An 18,630-nucleotide genomic window follows, 5' to 3' on the forward strand; every position below is an offset into this window, starting at 1 on the left:
AAAAAACAAAGGCACGGTATGATTAACGGATATTATGACGCTACAGGCGCCATGGTAACACAGTTTAACAGACTTAATGTAATTTCAAACAACCTGGCTAATGTCAATACGTCGGGTTATAAGCAGGACGATATTATAATCGGCGATTTTGAAAGATTGTTTAGTGAAAAAAGAGATGAACTGCCTTTAGAAAACAATACTAAAGAAGCTGCAAAATTTTTAAACAGAAATTTAAATAAAGTTCCTATCGTTGTGGAAGAATATACAGATTTCAGCGTAGGAGACATTCAAAAAACAGGCAATCCTTTAGATGTAGCCTTAAAAGAAAAAAACCAGTTTTTTACCATACAGACAAATGACGGGCAAAAACTGACCCGTGCCGGAAACTTTAATCTCGACTCACAGGGATATTTAGTTACAAAAGACGGTTTTAAAGTTCTTGGGACAAACAACAAACCTATAAAAATAGATCCGGCATACGGCGTAACAATAGATAAAAACGGCAATATTTATCAAAACCATCAAAAAATAGCCACACTTAAAATAGTCAGGATCGATAATCTAAACACACTTAAAAAAGTCGGCGACAATATGTACGATTTTATTCCGGACACTGCAACAGTGAATACTCAGAATTCAACTCTTCAAGGATTTTTGGAAAAATCAAACGTAAACCCTATCAGAGAAATGACTGATCTGATCGAAACAAACAGACTGGTTGAACAGTATCAAAAAGTAATGACGACATTTATGGACGATCTAAACCGTGACGCCATTGAAAAACTGGCAAACATCAGAGCATAGGGAAGTTGTAAAGCTGATAAGCGGTGAAATTGGTAAAGGATGAATCATTTTATGATTTGGAACGGATTTTGCTTTGAAAAAACAACATATTTTAAAAAGGATTTAAAATGGTAAGAAGTTTATACACTGCAGCCACAGGGATGATGGCACAGCAAATGCAAATAGACGTTGTATCCAACAATATTTCAAATGTAAACACTATAGGATATAAAAAACAGCGTGCGGAATTTGCAGATCTTTTTTATCAGACAATGGAATACGCAGGAACATCAACTTCCACAACCACACAGTCTCCTACAGGAATAAACGTAGGACTTGGTGTAAGACCTACGGCAGTAACAAAAATATTCACACAGGGAAACTTTAAAGAAACAGGAAACAACCTTGACGTGGCTATACAGGGAGACGGATTTTTCCAGGTGCAGCTGCCTGACGGGAGAATCGGTTATACAAGAGACGGAGCGTTTAAACTGGATGCCGACGGGAATCTGGTCACAAGCGACGGATATAAAATAATCCCTAATATAACTCTTCCGGCTGACACCGTACAGGTTTCTATAGGAACGGACGGTACGGTATCCGTTTTGGAAGCGGGACAAACTCAGATGCAGCAGATAGGACAGATAGAAATTGCCAAATTTGTAAATCCCGCCGGTCTGCATTCTTTAGGAAGCAATTTATATGTTGACACTACAGCGTCGGGAGACCCTATAGTTACTACTCCGGGACAGGACGGAGCAGGAGAGCTTAGACAGGGATTTCTGGAAATGAGCAACGTTCAGCTGGTAGATGAAATGACAGACCTTATTACAGGCCAGCGTGCTTATGATGCGGCAAGTAAAGCAATTGTAACCAGTGACGAAATGCTCCAGACCGTAAATAACCTTAAAAGGTAATTTAAATAATTTCTGAAGCCGTTACAAGCGAAGAAAGTCCGAATTTGCTTCTTAACCGGTAAAGGGCTTCATTCAGCTTCTCCATTTTTTTATCCTTTTTATAATCAAAAAGATTTGATGTTTTTTTAAATTTGGACACACTGAGTCCTATTGAAATAATATATTCGTCTTCCGTATCCGCTCTGTAAAAAAGCATTGTCATTATTTCTTTTAAAAGCAGTTCGTTAAATATTCTATCAACAGTTATATGGGCTTTTGATTTTTTATTGCTTTTATATCTTATATTTAAATAATAAAAAGTGGGATTTACTTTTTTCTTTTTCACAAGAAAAGAGAGATATCTGCATAGTACCGCAATTCTTCTTACTATCTCTCCTCTGTCAAGCACAGGGTCAAACCTTCTTGAAATTCCTATGCTTTTTCTTTCGTTTTTTTCTGCCACTTCTTCCCCGTCTGTGCCGCATACCCTGTTATAAAGCTGTATTCCGGGTTTACCCCATGAATAAAAATACTCTTTTTCTCTCAGCACGTCTCCTAATGTTAAAATTCCTTTTTCTTTAAGACGTTTTTCGATTCTTTTTCCTATTCCGGGGAATCTGCCCACAGGTACATCTTTTATAAAAGCGTTAATATCAGATACAACTTTTATACCGTCCGGTTTTGCATATGAAGTGGCAAGTTTTGCAGTCCATTTGCTTTCAGCCGCCCCTATTGAAACAGGCAGTGAAAATTTCTCTTTTATTTCGTTTTTTAAATTTTTAATAAATTCCATGGTGTCCCGCTTTTGTATCCAGCCCTCCAAATCTCCAAAAAATTCGTCAATACTGTACTGTTCTATAACCGGAATTCTTTTTTTTAAAAACAGTTTTAATTTATAAGAAAGCAAATGATACAGTTTATAATCGGGTACAACAACTTCAAGCCCGGGATATATTCTAAGAGCCTCCGCAAGAGTAGTTCCGGTCTTTATTCCTAGTTCCCTGGCTTCATAGCTGGCCGTTACAACTATACCCCTTACTCTGCCGTTTTCCAAAAAATAACTTTTGTCATTATTCTCCTCTCCTACTATCAAATCTCCGGTAAAAGCGCCTTCATTCATTGTGTAATATTTTGTTTTCTGATTTTTAAATATTTCTTTATCGTTTCGCTTTACGACAACAACCGGTTTATTATTCAAATCTTTATTTAAAACCCTGTGGGCAGATACGAAAAAACTGTCCAAATCCAAATGTATTTTCATATTTTCTCCTTATAACGGATTATCTATGTCGCTTGATTTCCGGCTTAAAAAACAAATACTTCACATCCATTAACATCTTGACAGAAATATTAACAAATAGATATAATAAAACATTAAAAAAATAACAGTTTGTTAAGGATTGTAATGGAATTTGACAAAATAATAGAAAAAATAAAAGATATTATTTCTCAGGAAGTAGGAGAAAAAAAAGTTTTAAACAAAGACGTAGCCAAAGCTTTGGGTATTTCCCCAGAACATCTCTCGGTTTTGAAAAAAAGAAACAAAATACCTTTTGAAGAACTTGCATATTTCTGCGCCAAAAGAAAAATATCCCTAAACTGGCTGTTATTTGACCAGGAAATAGAAACCATAAGCGGTGAAACCGAAAAATTTTCTAAAATCAGATATTTTAAAGACATAAACGCCAGCGCAGGCGGAGGTGCCATTAATTTTGACGAAAATTATGAAATTTTATATATTGACAGAAAAATAATAGACAAAAATCTGGATGCCGTAAACGTAATCGGAGATTCAATGGAGCCTACTATTAAAGACGGAAGCATTATTTTTATAGACAGAAACGACAATAATATTCAAAACGGAGGTATTTTTGTTGTATCTACACCCGCAGGAGTTTTTGTAAAAAGAATAAACCTCAGAAGCGACGGAAAAATAGAACTGATTTCAGATAACAAGCTGTATCCCAACGAAACGGTGGAAGAAGCGGAAATTATAGGAAAAGTGGTAAAAATTATTAATTAAATTTAGTTTTCAGTATTTTTTTGCCAAGCTCCACGCCCGGCTGATTATACGTATTAATTTCAAACAGCACGCCAAGAGCGGAAGTCAACAGTTCATAATAGCTTATGAGCTCCCCGACGCTTTCTTCGTTCAGCTTTTCCAATACTATTTCATCAACATCGATACCGCTTCTTATAATACTTTCCCTCGTTGCGTCACACTGGGCGTTTATAAGTTCATTAAAAGTATAACCGTTAACAAAATCTGTCTTTTCAAGATAAGGCAGAGATATGTTGGGAATTTTAAGAGAACTTTCGAAATTGTTTATTTTTATAAATGTAACCGTTTTATCTTTCGGACCTTCTATCAGCAACTGTAAAAACGAATGCTGGTCAATTGAACCTAGCAGTCCTATAGGAGTAAGCCCTACTCTTTGACCTTTTTTATTTATTTTGCCCAGACTCTCTCCCCAGAGCTGAACATACCATTTATTAAATTCGTCAAGCAAAGAAGAATAGGAAAACACCACATTCATTTTATAACATCTGCTTCTTTCATACAAAAATGCCGCTTTAATAAGCAGATGTTCTTCTTTTCTTTCAAAAAACGATTTAAAAAACTCCCCCGCATAAAATAATATTTTTTCAACGTCAAATCCTGCAAGATATAAAGGGACTATCCCCACCGCACTGAAGACAGAAAACCTTCCTCCTACGTTTTTTGGAATATTAAAAACGGCAATACCGTATTCATCCGCCAATTTTTCAAGGGAAGATCCTGGATCGGTAATTACAATAAACTTTTCTTTATCGCCGCTTAGATTCAAATTAAAATGATCAAGCGCCGTTTTGAAAATAGAAACAGTCTCAATGGTCGTTCCGGATTTGGAAACCACCAAAAATATGGATCTGCCCGGATCTATTTCCGTAAATTTGTTTTTTAATTCAATAGGGTCGGTATTTTCTAAAAAAATTATTTTTTTAACGTTTTTATAGCTTGATTTTAAAAGTCTGTATATAGCCTTGGTACCAAGTGATGATCCTCCGATACCTATTATTACTATATTTTCAAAATCAGCTTTATAATTTTTAAGCTGTTTTATTATCTCTTTTGAACTATCCGGAAGATGATAATAGCCTATCTCTCCGCTCTCTTTTTCATTAAGAAGCTGTTCATAGGCATAATTTTGCAGATTTTTATTCTCATACTCAAAATAACGCTTAAATTTAATCATAAACCTTCTCCGTCTCCGTATCTATATTAGTTTCAAATCTGTTATTATAACCGCTTGCTTCCCAAATCATAGGAATAAATTCTTCTTTTTTATATACTTTTCCCCCCATGCTGCCAAGATGTTCGCTTGGCACCTGACAGTCAATAAATTCTATACCGTTTTGTTTTAAAATATCACAGAAATATATTAGCGCCAGTTTACTGGCATCCGGTTTTAAATGAAACATACTCTCTCCGCTGAAATATTTATTTATGGCTACCCCGTAAAATCCTCCTACAAGCTCGCCTTCATAATAACTTTCAACAGAAATAACAAATCCGTAATTATGCAGTTCACTGTATGCTTTTATAAATCCGTCACTTATCCAGGTACCGTTTTCATGTTTTCTTTTTACGTTAGCACAGTGTCTTATAACGTCTTCAAACCTGGTATTGATTTTAAAATCCCATTTTGAACTTCTTAGTTTTCTTAGCAGTTTTTTGGTTGTTTTAACCTCATCCGTTTTTAAAAGCATTCTCTCATTCAAAACAAACCAGTGATACATACCCTCATCATCCTGATACCAGGGGAAAAATCCTTTTGAATACCCTTCTAAAAGCCTTTTTGGATACAGATCGTAGCTCGCTCCCACAAATCCCTCGTCAAAAGGCTCGTAAGGATCGGGAAACTCAAAATCGTCAAGGAGGTAAAGAGGGGGATTTTCGTTAACTTTTATCATTTATTTTTAACTTTAAGATTGAATTTATCCTTAACGTAATCTATTTTCACTTCCCCTCCTCCTTTAAGCTCTCCGAAAAGTATTTCATCACTCAAAGGCTCTACAATGTTTTCTTCTATTATTCTTGATAAAGGACGAGCTCCTAGCTTCGGAGAATATCCTTTTTTTGCCAAAGCGTTCTTCGCTCTTTTTGTAAGAGTCAGTTTTACTTTTTTAGTGCTTAACTTATCCTGCAGTTCATTTATAAATTTATCAACAACCATTAATACGCTCTCATGGCTTAACGGTTTAAATCTTACTATGGCATCGAGTCTGTTTATAAATTCAGGCGCAAAGAATCTGTCAATCGCCTCTTCTTTAAACTCGCTGAACTCCTGTAAAAAGCCAGGGTTATTGCCCTCTCCCACACCCAGATTGCTTGTCATTATCAAAACTACGTTTCTGAAATCGGCTTTTCTACCGTCATTATCCGTTAACGTGGCATTGTCCATTACCTGCAGAAGTATCTGGACTATATCCGGATGAGCTTTTTCTATTTCGTCAAGCAGCAGTACCGTATGCGGCTGTTTTCTTATAGCTTCGGTTAAAAGTCCTCCTTTTTCATATCCTACGTATCCCGGAGGAGAACCTATAAGTTTGGCTACGGAATGTTTCTCCTGATATTCGCTCATATCAAATCTTAAGAAATTAATACCCAGCGTATTTGCAAGCTGTTTTGCTATTTCGGTTTTACCCACACCCGTAGGCCCTACGAATAAAAAGCTTCCTATAGGTTTGTCTTCTCTTGTTAATCCCGCTTTTTTTCTTTTGATTACTTTTACCAACTCTTTTATAGCTTTTTCCTGGCCGAATACTTTTGCCTTTAAACTGCTTTCAAGATTTTTAAGTTTTTCTATTTCGTTATTTGAAGCGTTTTCTTTAGGAATATTGGCTATTTTTGCCACAATTCCCTCAATATCGCTTTTAGTAATCAGTTTTTTGCCTCTGAGTTTAAATTTAGCCCCGGCTTCGTCTATCAAATCTATAGCGCTGTCCGGTAAAAATTTTTCCCTTAAATATTTTTTAGCGAGTGTCGCTGCGCTCTTAAGCGCTTCTTCCGAATATCTTACACCGTGAAATTCCTCATATCTCTGCTTAAGACCTTTTAAAATTTTTATAGTATCTTCTATACTCGGTTCTTTAACGTCTATTTTTTGGAATCTTCTGTTTAGTGCCCTGTCTTTTTCAAAATGATTTTTATATTCCTCATAAGTAGTTGCGCCTATACATCTGATCTGACCTTTTGCCAAAGCCGGTTTAAGAAGGTTTGCCACATCCATACTTCCGTTTCCCGCCGCTCCGGCCCCTACAATCATATGTATTTCGTCAATAAACAAAATAGGCTCTTTTTGCTTTTTAAGTTCATCCAGAATTACTTTCATTCTTTTTTCAAATTCCCCTCTGTATTTCGTTCCGGCCACCAGTGAGCCCAGATCAAGCGAATATATTTTCTTTCCTTTAAGCTGTTTCGGCACTTCGTTTAACGCTATTTTTTTAGCAAGCCCTTCCACTATGGCCGTTTTACCGACTCCCGGCTCTCCGACTAAAATAGGGTTGTTTTTCTTTCTTCTGGATAAAACCTGCATAACCCTGTCGATTTCTTTATCTCTTCCGATAACATCGTCAAAATCTTTGGCTATTTCGGTAAGTTCGGTTGTAAACTCTTCAAGAGGCGATTCTTTTTTATCCTCTTTTTTTGTTTCTTTCGTTTCTGTTATGTATTCCACTATTTCCACTTTTTCAAGACCGAACTCTTTAAGCAGCTGATTGGTATAGCTTGTCTCGTCTTCTAAAAGAGCCACAAAAAAATCTATTTCATCTGCAACGTTTTTTCTGATTCCCTGAATATGGTTAATCATCCTCTCAGTCGCTCTGTGAAAAGAAAGAGTTTCGGTAGGAGTGACGCTTACCGGAACTTTTTCTATGTATCTGTCAAGGTAATAATCAAGTCCCCTTCTGATATAATCCACATCAACTCCAACGTCTTCAAGCAGAAATCTTATATTTTTATCTTTCAATAAAATATAAAAAGCATGGTCAACGGTAATATATTCATTCTGCCTTCTTTTTGCCTCGTTAACTATTTCATTAAATATATTTCTCAAATTTTCAGTAATCTGCATCTAAACCTCCTCCATTGTTGCTCTTAACGGAAATCCTGCATTTCTGGCAATAGTATGCGTTTTTTCCACTTTCATTTGTGCTATTTCGTAAGGGTAAACCCCTACAACGGCACTTCCCTCCCTGTCAACTTTAAGCGTTATGTTGATAGCTTCTTCTTCGTTTTTATGAAATATTGTTTTAAGCACTTCAATTACAAAATCAAACGTCGTATAATCATCGTTCAAAAGCATAACTTTATAAAGTTTAGGCATTATAACTTCTACATCGTCTTTCACAACCGTTTTGGTCGGCATTTTTATCCTTTATTAAAATTTATATATATTATTTATTATATCAAAAAAGATAATTTTTCTCAATTTTGAATCATTTTCCACATATCTTCTTCTTTTAAAAGTTCAACTCCGAGTTTTTTCGCCTTGTCGTATTTGCTTCCGGCGTCTTCTCCGTATATTACATAATCGGTTTTTTTCGAAACACTGTTAGTCACTTTCGCCCCCATATCCTCAAGCATCTTTTTAATTTCGCTTCTAGGCTTGCTCATAGTTCCCGTAAGAACAACGGTTTTACCGGTAAACGGTGTTTGTTTTATTTCTTTTTTTTCAGGATTTTTAGGCTCTATCAACTCTATAAGTTTTTCTATTTTATCCCTGTTTACCCTGATATATTCGGCAATTGACTTAACCATTTCAGGACCGAAGCCTTCTATCTGTTCAAATTCTTCCGGGTCGTGTTTATAAAATTCCACACCGAATTTTTCACAAATCTTTTTGCTCGCAACTTCTCCTATATGCTCTATTCCCAGCGCGTTTACAAATCTCCAGCAAGGAGCTCCTTTTACTTTTTTTATGGCATTTATAAGGTTTTCGGCTTTTTTCTTTGCAAAAAGAGGAAGTTTTTCCAAATCTTCAACCCTCAGTTTGAATATATCCGTTATGTCTTTTACAAGCCCGTGTTCGTATAAAAGTTTAGCAACACTTTCGCCGAGCCCTTCTATATCAAGACAGTTTTTACTTGCAAAATAGATTATCGTATTCACAACCCTTGCCGGACACGAAAGATTTTGACATTTAATTATCGCTCCTTCATCCAAAACTTCCGCACCGCATACGGGACAACGGGTAGGACGCGGTATCGGTTTTTCATTGCCTGTACGTTTCCATGTAAGCACTTTAGTGATTTTAGGTATCACATCCCCGCTTCTTATGATAATTACGTGATCTCCTATTCTTATATCCATTCTTTCTATTTCGTCAAAATTATGCAAAGTCGCCCTCTCAACGATAACGCCTCCGATTTCAACCGGTTTTAGAACCGCAACGGGCGTTAAAACGCCTGTCCTTCCGACTTGTACGACAACATCTTCTATAATAGTCTCTTTTTCAACAGCCGGAAATTTATACGCCACCATCCAGCGCGGATATTTCTGTGTATATCCCAAAATATCGTGGTATTTTATTTCATCTATTTTTACCACCATACCGTCGAGCATTACTTCAAAACTGTCTCTTAGTTTCACAAACTCTTCATATTTTTTCTCAACACACTCTATATCCCTGCATACCGCCCTTAAAGGAGGCTCTTTAAAGCCCAGCGAATAAATATAAGTCATCAGCTCGCTGTATTTTTCAAAATTCAAAGAATTAACTCCCACTCCCCACGGATAAAACATCAAAGGCCTTTTTGCCGTAATTTTCGGATCAAGCTGTCTAAGACTTCCCGCCGCCGCATTTCTAGGGTTTGCAAAGGTAGGTTCTCCGTTTTTTATTCTTTCTTCATTTAGTTTTTCAAAATCTTTTTTCTTAATTACTACTTCACCTCTTATTTCTATAAGACTTTTTTCTTTAATTTCAAGAGGTATGGAATTTATCGTTTTGGCGTTAAGAGTCACATCTTCTCCGATTTCTCCATCACCTCTGGTTTCTGCTCTTATCAGTCTGCCGTTTTCATATACCAGATTTAAGCTTGCACCGTCAAATTTAGGCTCTACATAATAACTGAAATCACTGTGGCCTAATATTCTTTTAACCCTGGCGACCCAGTCTAAAAAATCGTTTTCGTTAAACACATCCTCCATAGACCACATACGGCTTAAATGCTTTGCTTTTTCAAAGCCTTCAAGTACCACATCCCCTACTCTTTGAGTAGGCGATGAAGGGTCTATTTCATCCGGATGGTTTTTTTCATACTCTTCGACCTGTTTGTATAATTTGTCATACTCTTCATCGGTTACAAGAGGATTGTCAAGCACATAATAATAATATGCCCATTTTTTAAGCGTTTCTACGGCTTTTTTATATTCTTCATGATTTTTAATCATTAACCACTCCGTTTTTATTTTGATTATAACAAAAAATAGAAAATTAGAAATAAAATAATATTAACCGCATGTCACGATTTGCTATAATGTAAAAACTTCCTAATAAATTTATTAAAGGCCGCAAATGAAAATAATATATATCCACGGTTTCAAAAGCTGCGGACACGGACAAAAAAGTTCTGCATTAAAAAAATATTTTAAAAACGTACTTGCTCCGGATCTTCCTTTTTCACCACATAAAGCAATAAAATTTCTAGAAAAACTCATAACTCCGGACACCGTACTTATAGGAAGCTCTCTTGGAGGATATTACGCTATATACCTGGCTGAAAAATACTCTCTTAAAGCAGTTCTGATCAACCCTTCCCTTAAACCTTATAAAACTTTAAAACCTTATACCGGAACACAGTACAGATTTTGCGACAATAAAAAATTTAAATGGAAAAAAAGATATTTAAAAGAACTGAAAAAATACAAAACCGATCCAGAGAAAGCCGAATATCTCGTTTTATTACAAAGCGGCGACGAAATATTAAATTACAAAAAAACTTTAAAAAATTTCAAAAAAAGACCAAATGCAAAAGTGATTGTGGAATACGGAGGCAACCACCGGTTTGAGAACATAAATGATTACCTCTGTATCATAGACAGTTTTATTTTTTAAATTTTATATTTTTTAAGATTATTGTTAAGTTCGTTAATCATTTCGTTAAGTTCATTAATTGCTTTAAGCATTTCATTGATGTTTTCAGCATTATTTTTTGCTATTACATAGATATTATCAACTTCTTTGCTTATTATATTAGAATCATCATTCAGACTTTCAAAAGTTTTTGAAAGTTTTTCAACTTCAATAGTTGAATCGGAAATTTTATTCATACTTTCATTAATATTTTCCTGTGTTTCGTTTGCTTCATCTACAAGCACATTCATACTGTCGGTATTATCTTTTATCTGCTCATAAGCTTCCTGGACATGCTGCATAATAATATTTATTGTGGAATCGATGTCACCTATTGACTTTTGAGTTTTTTCAGCAAGATTTCTAACTTCATCTGCAACAACTGCAAAACCTCTTCCGTGTTCTCCCGCTCTTGCCGCTTCAATCGCTGCATTCAGAGCAAGCAGATTTGTCTGGTCTGCAATTTCTTTAATAATACTTAAAATATTTTTAATATCCTCTGTAGAAGACACAAGATTGTTTATTTTTTGTGAAATTTCATTTTCTTTAACAGCTACGTCGTTGATATTGTTAATTAATTTTTTAATTCTTTCTACCGCCACTTGCAGTTCATTATATGTTTGAAAAATATCTTCTTTTGTTTTATTCGCTTCTGTTTTTGAATAATCCATATCTTCACTCATTTTTTTAATAGCTGTATTTATTGTATTCAGATATTTAATCTCGTCATTTACTTTGACAACGATAGCTGTACCTTTATTTGTAAGTTTTTCTGAAGTTTGAGAATTGTTTTCACTGATTCTAATAGCTGCATAAATTGTTGTCCTCATATTGTCAAGCAGGTTATTAATATGCATTGACACTTCTGAAATTTCATCATTGTTTTCGTCTTTTATTTTTTTAGTCAGATCTAAACCTATACTTGATATATGATTTTTTAAATATTCAAGTCTTCTGATTATATATCTTATAGTGTAAATCAGATATATAAATCCTCCTAATGCAATCAAAATCGCAATAATCTCAAGAGTATTCATTAAAGTTTTTGTTTTATTAGCAGCTTTCAAAAGTGCATTTTCTTTTGTTTTTAAATAATCTATATAATCGTCAATAAATTTGATAATTGTTCTTAAATTATTAAAAGAATCGTAAATTATTTTTGTTTCGTATACATTATTGTCTGCTTCGATATTTTTTATCTGCTGCATATAACGTTCAATTGCAAGAATAAGTTTATCAAACTGCGGATAAATCTTATTTTTGTACAAGGTTATTTTCTGCTGTTGATCAAGACCTTTTAACTTATTAAGCTCTTTATGCAGAAGTTTATCTTCTTTATCCATTTCTTTAAGATATTTAACCAAACCTCCTAAATTTATCTTATTTAAAAATTTTTCATCAAGTTTACTTATATGCTCCTGAATTTTACATTTGTTTTTTAAAGGTAAAGAATCGTTAAATATATAATTCACACCGCCTAATAGCCATTGATACTTATCTATTAAAGCTTCACTGATATCTTCATTAATGGTTTTGGGTATAAATATATATTTGTTGTTAAAAATTTCTATTAATTCATGCAAGTCTTTATGCGCCTTTTCTGCATTTATAAAATCTTTTTTCAAATACTCCGGCAATGAATTTTCATCAATATGAAACTTTTTAAAAAACTGCGTAAGCGAACATTTGTGAAGTTCTGATTCAAGATCGGTTTTTTTACTTTTAAGAAAATCTTCTTCAAGAGTTGTTATAAACACAAAATGTTCAAATTTCATCTGCTCAAGAAAGTTAATCTCTTCGCTTATTAATTTCACCGAATTTTCAGCCTGTTCTATTTTATGCTGAGAATAATAATTTAGCCCGATTATCAGTAAAAAACTGAAAAAAATAACAATAATTGCAATATATGCTCTTTTCTTAATACTCATAAATCCCCCTTTTTTTAGTCCTTTAAGCAGAAAATAATAACAAATTTTTTTTAATTCTTAAAAAGAAAAATAAGCTTTACTTATATTTTCAACTTATATCTTATAATAACTTGGGATTATAAATCATTGACTGCGGTTAACTCTTTGTTTATCAAGATAAATAAATCTACTGAGTTTTTTACAATATTTACTGTAGCATACATTCAGTTTTTCTTCTATATTATGAGTATTTTCATATTGCAGTCTTACATAATCGTCTCCGTTATATTTATAAAACAAAACTCCGCTGTAAAAAAACCTTTTTTTATTCAAAAATTCAACCAGATCGTCTATATTTGAAGATTTCAGATTAATATCCGCATAAATCATATCATGCTTGGTTTTAAGATAAGCAAACTTTTTATTAAACTTTTCTTTGAAATTTTTAACTTTTGAGTCAATTACAATGCTTCCGAGTTTTAATAAATCATTTTCTACAGCTCTTATATCGGGTTTTAATTTTTTCAATGCCGGAAAATGTCTAATATCGGCTCTTTTATATACATCTTTTATGATTCTTTTATATCTTTTGGGTAGATTTATGAATCTTCTTTTTTTATGAAAAATTTTAAAACTGACAAGCGCAGCCGAACGTTTTTGGAACTTGACCTCTTTTTGGCTTATCCATGAAGCCACTTCCCCAAGCTGTAAAGCGCTTTCAACCATTCCCTGTTTTAAATTTGCCTTTTGGGAAAAGGGATGAAACATGATTGCTTCCCCGTATACCGTACTTAATCCCAAATCTTGCGCTTTTTTAAGCAGATAAGCAAACATTTTATTCATTATTCCCCTGCCCTTAAATTCCGGATGAACCACTACAGCGCTCACCTCACCTATAAACTCGTCATATACCGTCAGTAAAAACTGCCCGACAACCTTTGAATCAATCTCAGCAATTATCGGATAATACCTTAAACTCTCAGCCATTTCATCCCAGTGCTTGGGATTGTAAAAACTATGCTTATAATACGTTCTGCCGTAATTTTCTTCAAAAAGTTCAACAATCCCTTCTCCGTCCCCTTTTTGATAATCCCTTATATTTACGTCAATATCCGTTTTATATATAAAAAACGGTGAAAAAACATTGCTTTTCATTGTTCTTCCAATGCCAGAGCCGCCAGAATTTTAGCTCCCAATATTAATGAATCCTCATCTATATTAAATTTCGGATGGTGCTGAGGATAGCAGGTGTCTTTTATTTTACTGCAGCATCCGAGTCTGAAATATGCGCCTTTTACGACTTTTAGATATTCGGCGAAATCTTCTCCTCCCATAACCGGCTGGATTAAATCCACAGGCTTGATTCCGAGTTTTTTTGCGTTATTTATAATTTTATCAACACATTCTTTTGTGTTGATAAGTTCGCTGTTGCCGTAATAATAATGAAACCTGTATTCAGCTCCCATGCTTTTTGCTATACCGCTTACGGCGTCTTCAATCATTTTTTTAATATCGCTTCTTACTTTATCGTTAAGGGTTCTTACCGTTCCGCTGAGTTTAACATGATCGCATATAATATTTGCGGCTTTCCCACCTTCAATGGTTCCGAACGATATTACCGCCGGATGAAGAGGGTCAATTCTTCTGCTGACGATATGATTAATCGAATTAACAGCCATTGAAGCCGTAAGAATAGCGTCAACTCCTTCATGCGGCCTGGCTCCGTGAGCGCTTTTACCGAATATTTCTATTTCAAACATATCCGCACTCGCCATCATCTCCCCGTACTTATATCCGATTTCTCCCGTTTTCAAATACGGATACATATGAAGTCCGTATATCTCTTTTACTTCTTCAAGCACACCTGCTTTTATTAAATCGCTGCTGCCTCCCTCAAACACCTCTTCTTTATGCTGAAATATACCCCTTATATTAATATTCAGCTTCTCTTTTATTTCATTTAAAAAAAGCATAACCCCCGCAAGTATCGCAGTATGCGCGTCATGTCCGCAGGCATGCATGACGCCTTTTTTCTTTGAAGCATAAGAAACGTGGTTTTCCTCCTGTATCGGAAGAGCATCCATATCAGCCCTGAAAGCGAGAAACGGTTTTTTTCCATCCGTTATTATTTCAGCAACCAGTGCGTAATTATCCTTAAAGGTTTTTGTTTTTATTCCGTTTGATTCTAAAATATCTTTGACATAATCTCTTGTCGGCTTTTCTTCACCTGAAAGATCGGGATACATATGAAGATGTCTTCTTATATTAATAATCTGGTCTTTATATTTATCCATTTTAGCTAAAATTTCTGTCATAAAAACTCCTAATGCTTATTTATATATTATAGCACATTTTGACATACAGGAGGATTTTTATTAAACTGTCTCAAAGGTATAAAATGATAAAAGAAAAACTGAAATGGAACGAAAAATATAAAACCCTTACACCAAAACCTCCCAGCATATTAATAAATTATATACCTTCCAAAAACGGAAAAGCTCTGGATCTTGCGGGAGGATACGGAAGAAACGCAAAAGCCCTGGCGGATAAAGGCTATGATGTCACACTCATAGACATAAGCGAAGTCGGAATTGCAAAAATCAACGATAACAGAATAAAGACAATATGTATAGATCTGGATAATTTCATTATTCCGAAAAACGAATTTGATGTGATTTTGATGATAAAATATTACAATTTAAATCTTTTAAAGCAGATTCCTCCGGCACTGAAAAAAGGCGGTTATTTTGTATTTGAAACTATTAGAAAATATCCTATAACAAAAGAAAAGTTTTTTGAAATTTTTAAAGATTTTGAAACGGTGTATTTCACAGAAATACCTTTTAGATATGTCGGAAAAAAATAATATAATTGCAAAAATATTTATAAAGGCTTATAATGAATGTAATAGATCTTTTTAAAAAACTGCTTGAATTCAAATCCATAACACCGGATGACGACGGAGGAATGGAGTTTATAAAAGAATATCTTAACGGATTTGAAACAATAGAGACCGAAAAAGAAGGCGTTAAAAATCTTTTTATCTATAAAAAATATGGAGAAGGAGACCATCTATGCTTCGGAGGGCATATTGACGTGGTTCCTCCTGGTGACGGATGGAACACAGATCCTTTTATTCCGACTGAAAAAGACGGTTTTATTTACGCAAGAGGCGCACAGGATATGAAAAGCGGCCTTGCCGCGTTTTTATGGGCTATGAAAAATGCCAAAGGTTTTAAAGGAACCCTTTCGGCACTTATTACCAGCGATGAAGAAGGCGACGCGGTATGGGGAACAAAACATATGCTTGAAATTTTAAAAGAAAAAAACATGATTCCGGATTACGCCATAGTGGCGGAGCCGACATGTGAAAAAACATTTGGAGATGCTATAAAAATAGGAAGAAGAGGCTCAATCAACGGAGTACTTAAAAAAATCGGCCTTCAGGGGCACGCCGCATATCCGGAAAAATCGATCAATCCGATACATAAAGTCGCTCAGGTTTTACATAAAATAGCCGGAGTTGATTTAGACAGCGGAGATGAATTTTTTGCGCCTAGCAAATTTGTCGTTACGGACATAAGAGCCGGAATGGAAGTTACAAACGTAACTCCGGGAGAGCTTAAAATGATGTTTAACGTCAGAAACAACACTCATACAGACAAGAAAAAAATAGAAGAGTTTATACATAAATATTTTAAAGACATGAACTATACACTCGAGCTTAAACAAAGCGCAGAACCTTTCATAACGTCACCTGATACAAAAGTAGTTAAGTTTCTGGACAGGTCTATTCAGAAGTATACAAATATTACGCCTAAGCATTCAACGGCGGGCGGTACAAGCGATGCGAGGTTTTTTGCCAAATACGGTGTTAAAGTTGTGGAATTCGGTGTAATCAACGATACAATACATGCTCCGAATGAACGCACCACACCTGAAGAAGTTATAAAACTTGCCGATATATTCAAAGACGTTATTGAAAGCTGGGATTAACATTTTGTTATATTTAAGTAAAATTAAAAAATTAAGTGTTATAATTAAAAAAAACCATAAAAAGGTTTAGTTTGAGAAAAGTATACGAATTACAAAAAGGAATGCAGATCCTTGTAGATGACGAAATACTGGAATTTGAAGAAATAAGAGGAGATAAAGCGATTTTTTACAACAGCTGGGGTATTGAGATAGAATATCCCGATTATCTTGATATAGACGAAATCGGAATATTGTTGACGGGAGACATGAAAGTAACTCAGGAAACCGCCACACCAACCTTGTTTTGAATATTAATTCATGTTAAAATAATGTCAAAATTATGTCAAAAGGAATATTATGGAGGCTTTAAAAAATTTTTCCATTAAAAAGATTTTATTTATCGGTATTACTGGAATGGTGGTCGGTTTTCTGTTTTACAGCGCTTATCTTTATTTTTTTATTACGGATATAAAACACAAAAGTATTTTAGAAGAAAAAACCGCTCACGTAAATATTCTTGTAAACAGACTTGAAGCAAAAACGCTCCAGATGCAGCAGTACGCTAAAGATATAGGTCTCAGTAAAAACAAAGAACTTCTTCAAAGAATTAAAAACGACTATCAAAGCGGACTTAAAACCCTGGAAATAATCAAAAAACATCAGATTATCAACAATAGCGATGATTTAAAAACTATTTTTACAAGAATCTATAACGAATCTCTAAAACTAGCAAACACTTATCTTAACAATCAAAAAAGCCTCGATTTAAAAATGCAGCTTGACAATGATGTAGAAACGTTTATAAACAATTTAAATAACATCAGTAATCTTCTAATAAAACAGTTTAAAAAGAAAAAAGAGCTTTTAAATAAAGATTTGGATTTTATCCTGATGGCGACTGTTGTTATCGCAATACTGTTTATTATTTTCGGTTTTGCCCTATTGCAAATCATTTATAAAACAATTATGTCCGCAATTAAGAAAATTAAAGTCAATATTTCCCAGCTTGCTGATTTGGATTTTTCAAAAGAGCTCGAATACGATGCCAAAAACGAACTCTCAGAACTTGTTTTTTCACTCGAAAGTATGAGAAAAAGCCTTGTTTCCCTGTTTGAAAAACTAATAAACACAATACAAAGAAACGACAACGTTTCAAATACCATATTAAACATTTCAAAATCCCTTGAAGAAATCATCACTCAAACTAAAGAGCATTCTGATACCAGTTATGAAGAAAGCAATGAAGTCGCAGAAAAAATAGAAGTTGTGGAAAAGAAAATAATCCAGTCTCAAAAAGAAGTTAAAAAAGCTTTTGATAATATTCAAAAAGTACAGACTCTAATGCAAAAACTTGAAAACGTAATAAATGTAAACGTTGAGAATGAAAACAAATTAAGTGAAAGAATCAAATCTCTTTCAAATTCCGTAGAAGAGATGAAAAATATTTTAAACATCATCAACGATATTGCCGAACAGACTAATCTGCTTGCTCTAAATGCCGCTATAGAAGCCGCCAGAGCGGGAGAACACGGAAGAGGATTTGCCGTTGTCGCCGATGAGGTAAGAACACTTGCGGAAAGAACACAGGAAGCTCTTAATGAAATAAACTCAAGTATTTCAAACCTTCTTAGCACATCCGATGAAGCGGCTAAAGAGATGGATACTATTACAAACGATATTAGCTCTTTAACAACAATTTCCGGTGAAGTAAACAGTTCTGTAATAGAAGTAAGCGAAGTTATGACAAATACCAATAAAGTTTTTGATGAAAGCGTAAAAGAGTTTGAAGAGAGTGAAAACGGTATTTTAAATATCAAACACAATATTGAAAAAATAAACGAAATGGTAAATCAGAATAAAAAAGAAATCGACGTCGCTTATAAAAAAGCGGAAGAATTAAAAGAAATTTCTAAATTTTTAAGAGAAGAAATAGTTAAATTCAGAATTTAACAT

At 34.3% G+C, this 18,630-nt stretch carries 17 protein-coding genes; 8 read left to right on the forward strand and 9 right to left on the reverse strand.

What is annotated here, in order from left to right; translation table 11 throughout:
* The first annotated feature begins 18 nt into the window (after nt 1-18).
* Both flgF and flgG read left to right on the forward strand, forming a co-directional pair.
* On the forward strand, nt 19-804 hold the full coding sequence (gene flgF, locus ACZ5EP_RS04440) for a flagellar basal-body rod protein FlgF (protein ID WP_464509615.1): 786 nt from the start codon (nt 19-21) through the stop codon (nt 802-804).
* A gap of 107 nt (nt 805-911) precedes the next feature.
* Nucleotides 912-1,700, forward strand: a complete 789-nt coding sequence (flgG, locus tag ACZ5EP_RS04445; protein WP_127679779.1) for a flagellar basal-body rod protein FlgG — start codon at nt 912-914, stop codon at nt 1,698-1,700.
* 1 nt (nt 1,701) lies between these two features.
* Here flgG and ACZ5EP_RS04450 read toward each other — a convergent pair whose 3' ends face one another.
* The gene (locus ACZ5EP_RS04450; protein WP_127679777.1) at nt 1,702-2,940 is read right to left on the reverse strand and encodes a DNA polymerase Y family protein; all 1,239 of its coding nucleotides are present in this window, start codon (nt 2,938-2,940) and stop codon (nt 1,702-1,704) included.
* A 144-nt stretch (nt 2,941-3,084) separates the two neighbouring features.
* Between ACZ5EP_RS04450 and ACZ5EP_RS04455 the strand changes: the two genes are divergently transcribed.
* The gene (locus ACZ5EP_RS04455; RefSeq protein ID WP_464509616.1) at nt 3,085-3,702 is read left to right on the forward strand and encodes a LexA family transcriptional regulator; all 618 of its coding nucleotides are present in this window, start codon (nt 3,085-3,087) and stop codon (nt 3,700-3,702) included.
* Here the strand turns inward: ACZ5EP_RS04455 and ACZ5EP_RS04460 are convergent.
* From ACZ5EP_RS04460 to ligA, 5 genes are read right to left on the reverse strand one after another with little or no spacing between them, the layout of a single operon-like run.
* Nucleotides 3,695-4,915 carry a glucose-6-phosphate isomerase gene (locus tag ACZ5EP_RS04460; protein ID WP_464509618.1) on the reverse strand — a complete coding sequence of 407 codons (1,221 nt, stop codon included), beginning with the start codon at nt 4,913-4,915 and terminating at the stop codon, nt 3,695-3,697. The genes ACZ5EP_RS04455 and ACZ5EP_RS04460 overlap by 8 nt on opposite strands.
* On the reverse strand, nt 4,908-5,633 hold the full coding sequence (aat, locus tag ACZ5EP_RS04465; protein WP_464509619.1) for a leucyl/phenylalanyl-tRNA--protein transferase: 726 nt from the start codon (nt 5,631-5,633) through the stop codon (nt 4,908-4,910). The genes ACZ5EP_RS04460 and aat overlap by 8 nt, the downstream gene beginning before the upstream one ends.
* On the reverse strand, nt 5,630-7,795 hold the full coding sequence (gene clpA / locus ACZ5EP_RS04470) for an ATP-dependent Clp protease ATP-binding subunit ClpA (RefSeq protein WP_464509620.1): 2,166 nt from the start codon (nt 7,793-7,795) through the stop codon (nt 5,630-5,632). Before clpA ends, aat begins: the two co-directional genes overlap by 4 nt.
* On the reverse strand, nt 7,796-8,089 hold the full coding sequence (locus ACZ5EP_RS04475; protein WP_127679767.1) for an ATP-dependent Clp protease adaptor ClpS: 294 nt from the start codon (nt 8,087-8,089) through the stop codon (nt 7,796-7,798).
* 59 nt (nt 8,090-8,148) lie between these two features.
* Nucleotides 8,149-10,113, reverse strand: a complete 1,965-nt coding sequence (gene ligA, locus ACZ5EP_RS04480) for an NAD-dependent DNA ligase LigA (RefSeq protein ID WP_464509622.1) — start codon at nt 10,111-10,113, stop codon at nt 8,149-8,151.
* 124 nt (nt 10,114-10,237) lie between these two features.
* On the opposite strand from ligA, the gene ACZ5EP_RS04485 reads away from it, so the two are divergent.
* Nucleotides 10,238-10,777 (forward strand): YqiA/YcfP family alpha/beta fold hydrolase, encoded by a 540-nt coding sequence (locus ACZ5EP_RS04485; protein ID WP_464509623.1) that lies wholly within the window; start codon nt 10,238-10,240, stop codon nt 10,775-10,777.
* Here the strand turns inward: ACZ5EP_RS04485 and ACZ5EP_RS04490 are convergent.
* From ACZ5EP_RS04490 to ACZ5EP_RS04500, 3 genes are all read right to left on the reverse strand, one after another.
* Nucleotides 10,774-12,723 carry a methyl-accepting chemotaxis protein gene (locus ACZ5EP_RS04490; RefSeq protein WP_464509624.1) on the reverse strand — a complete coding sequence of 650 codons (1,950 nt, stop codon included), beginning with the start codon at nt 12,721-12,723 and terminating at the stop codon, nt 10,774-10,776. The genes ACZ5EP_RS04485 and ACZ5EP_RS04490 overlap by 4 nt on opposite strands.
* 123 nt (nt 12,724-12,846) lie before the next feature.
* On the reverse strand, nt 12,847-13,857 hold the full coding sequence (locus tag ACZ5EP_RS04495) for a GNAT family N-acetyltransferase (RefSeq protein ID WP_464509625.1): 1,011 nt from the start codon (nt 13,855-13,857) through the stop codon (nt 12,847-12,849).
* Nucleotides 13,854-15,017, reverse strand: coding sequence for an amidohydrolase (locus ACZ5EP_RS04500; protein ID WP_464509626.1), 1,164 nt, complete (start codon nt 15,015-15,017; stop codon nt 13,854-13,856). Before ACZ5EP_RS04500 ends, ACZ5EP_RS04495 begins: the two co-directional genes overlap by 4 nt.
* 83 nt (nt 15,018-15,100) lie before the next feature.
* Between ACZ5EP_RS04500 and ACZ5EP_RS04505 the strand changes: the two genes are divergently transcribed.
* The 4 genes from ACZ5EP_RS04505 to ACZ5EP_RS04520 all read left to right on the forward strand — a co-directional run bounded on the left by ACZ5EP_RS04505 (nt 15,101) and on the right by ACZ5EP_RS04520 (nt 18,627).
* Nucleotides 15,101-15,568 (forward strand): class I SAM-dependent methyltransferase, encoded by a 468-nt coding sequence (locus ACZ5EP_RS04505; RefSeq protein WP_464509627.1) that lies wholly within the window; start codon nt 15,101-15,103, stop codon nt 15,566-15,568.
* A gap of 32 nt (nt 15,569-15,600) precedes the next feature.
* Entirely contained in the window at nt 15,601-16,698 is a 1,098-nt protein-coding gene (dapE, locus tag ACZ5EP_RS04510; protein ID WP_464509628.1) for a succinyl-diaminopimelate desuccinylase, read from the forward strand.
* A gap of 71 nt (nt 16,699-16,769) precedes the next feature.
* Nucleotides 16,770-16,985, forward strand: coding sequence for a succinyl-diaminopimelate desuccinylase (locus tag ACZ5EP_RS04515; protein ID WP_127679753.1), 216 nt, complete (start codon nt 16,770-16,772; stop codon nt 16,983-16,985).
* Nucleotides 16,986-17,034: 49 nt separating this feature from the next.
* Entirely contained in the window at nt 17,035-18,627 is a 1,593-nt protein-coding gene (locus ACZ5EP_RS04520; RefSeq protein WP_464508131.1) for a methyl-accepting chemotaxis protein, read from the forward strand.
* The last annotated feature ends 3 nt before the right edge of the window (nt 18,628-18,630 follow it).

Source organism: Nautilia abyssi (assembly GCF_055388085.1).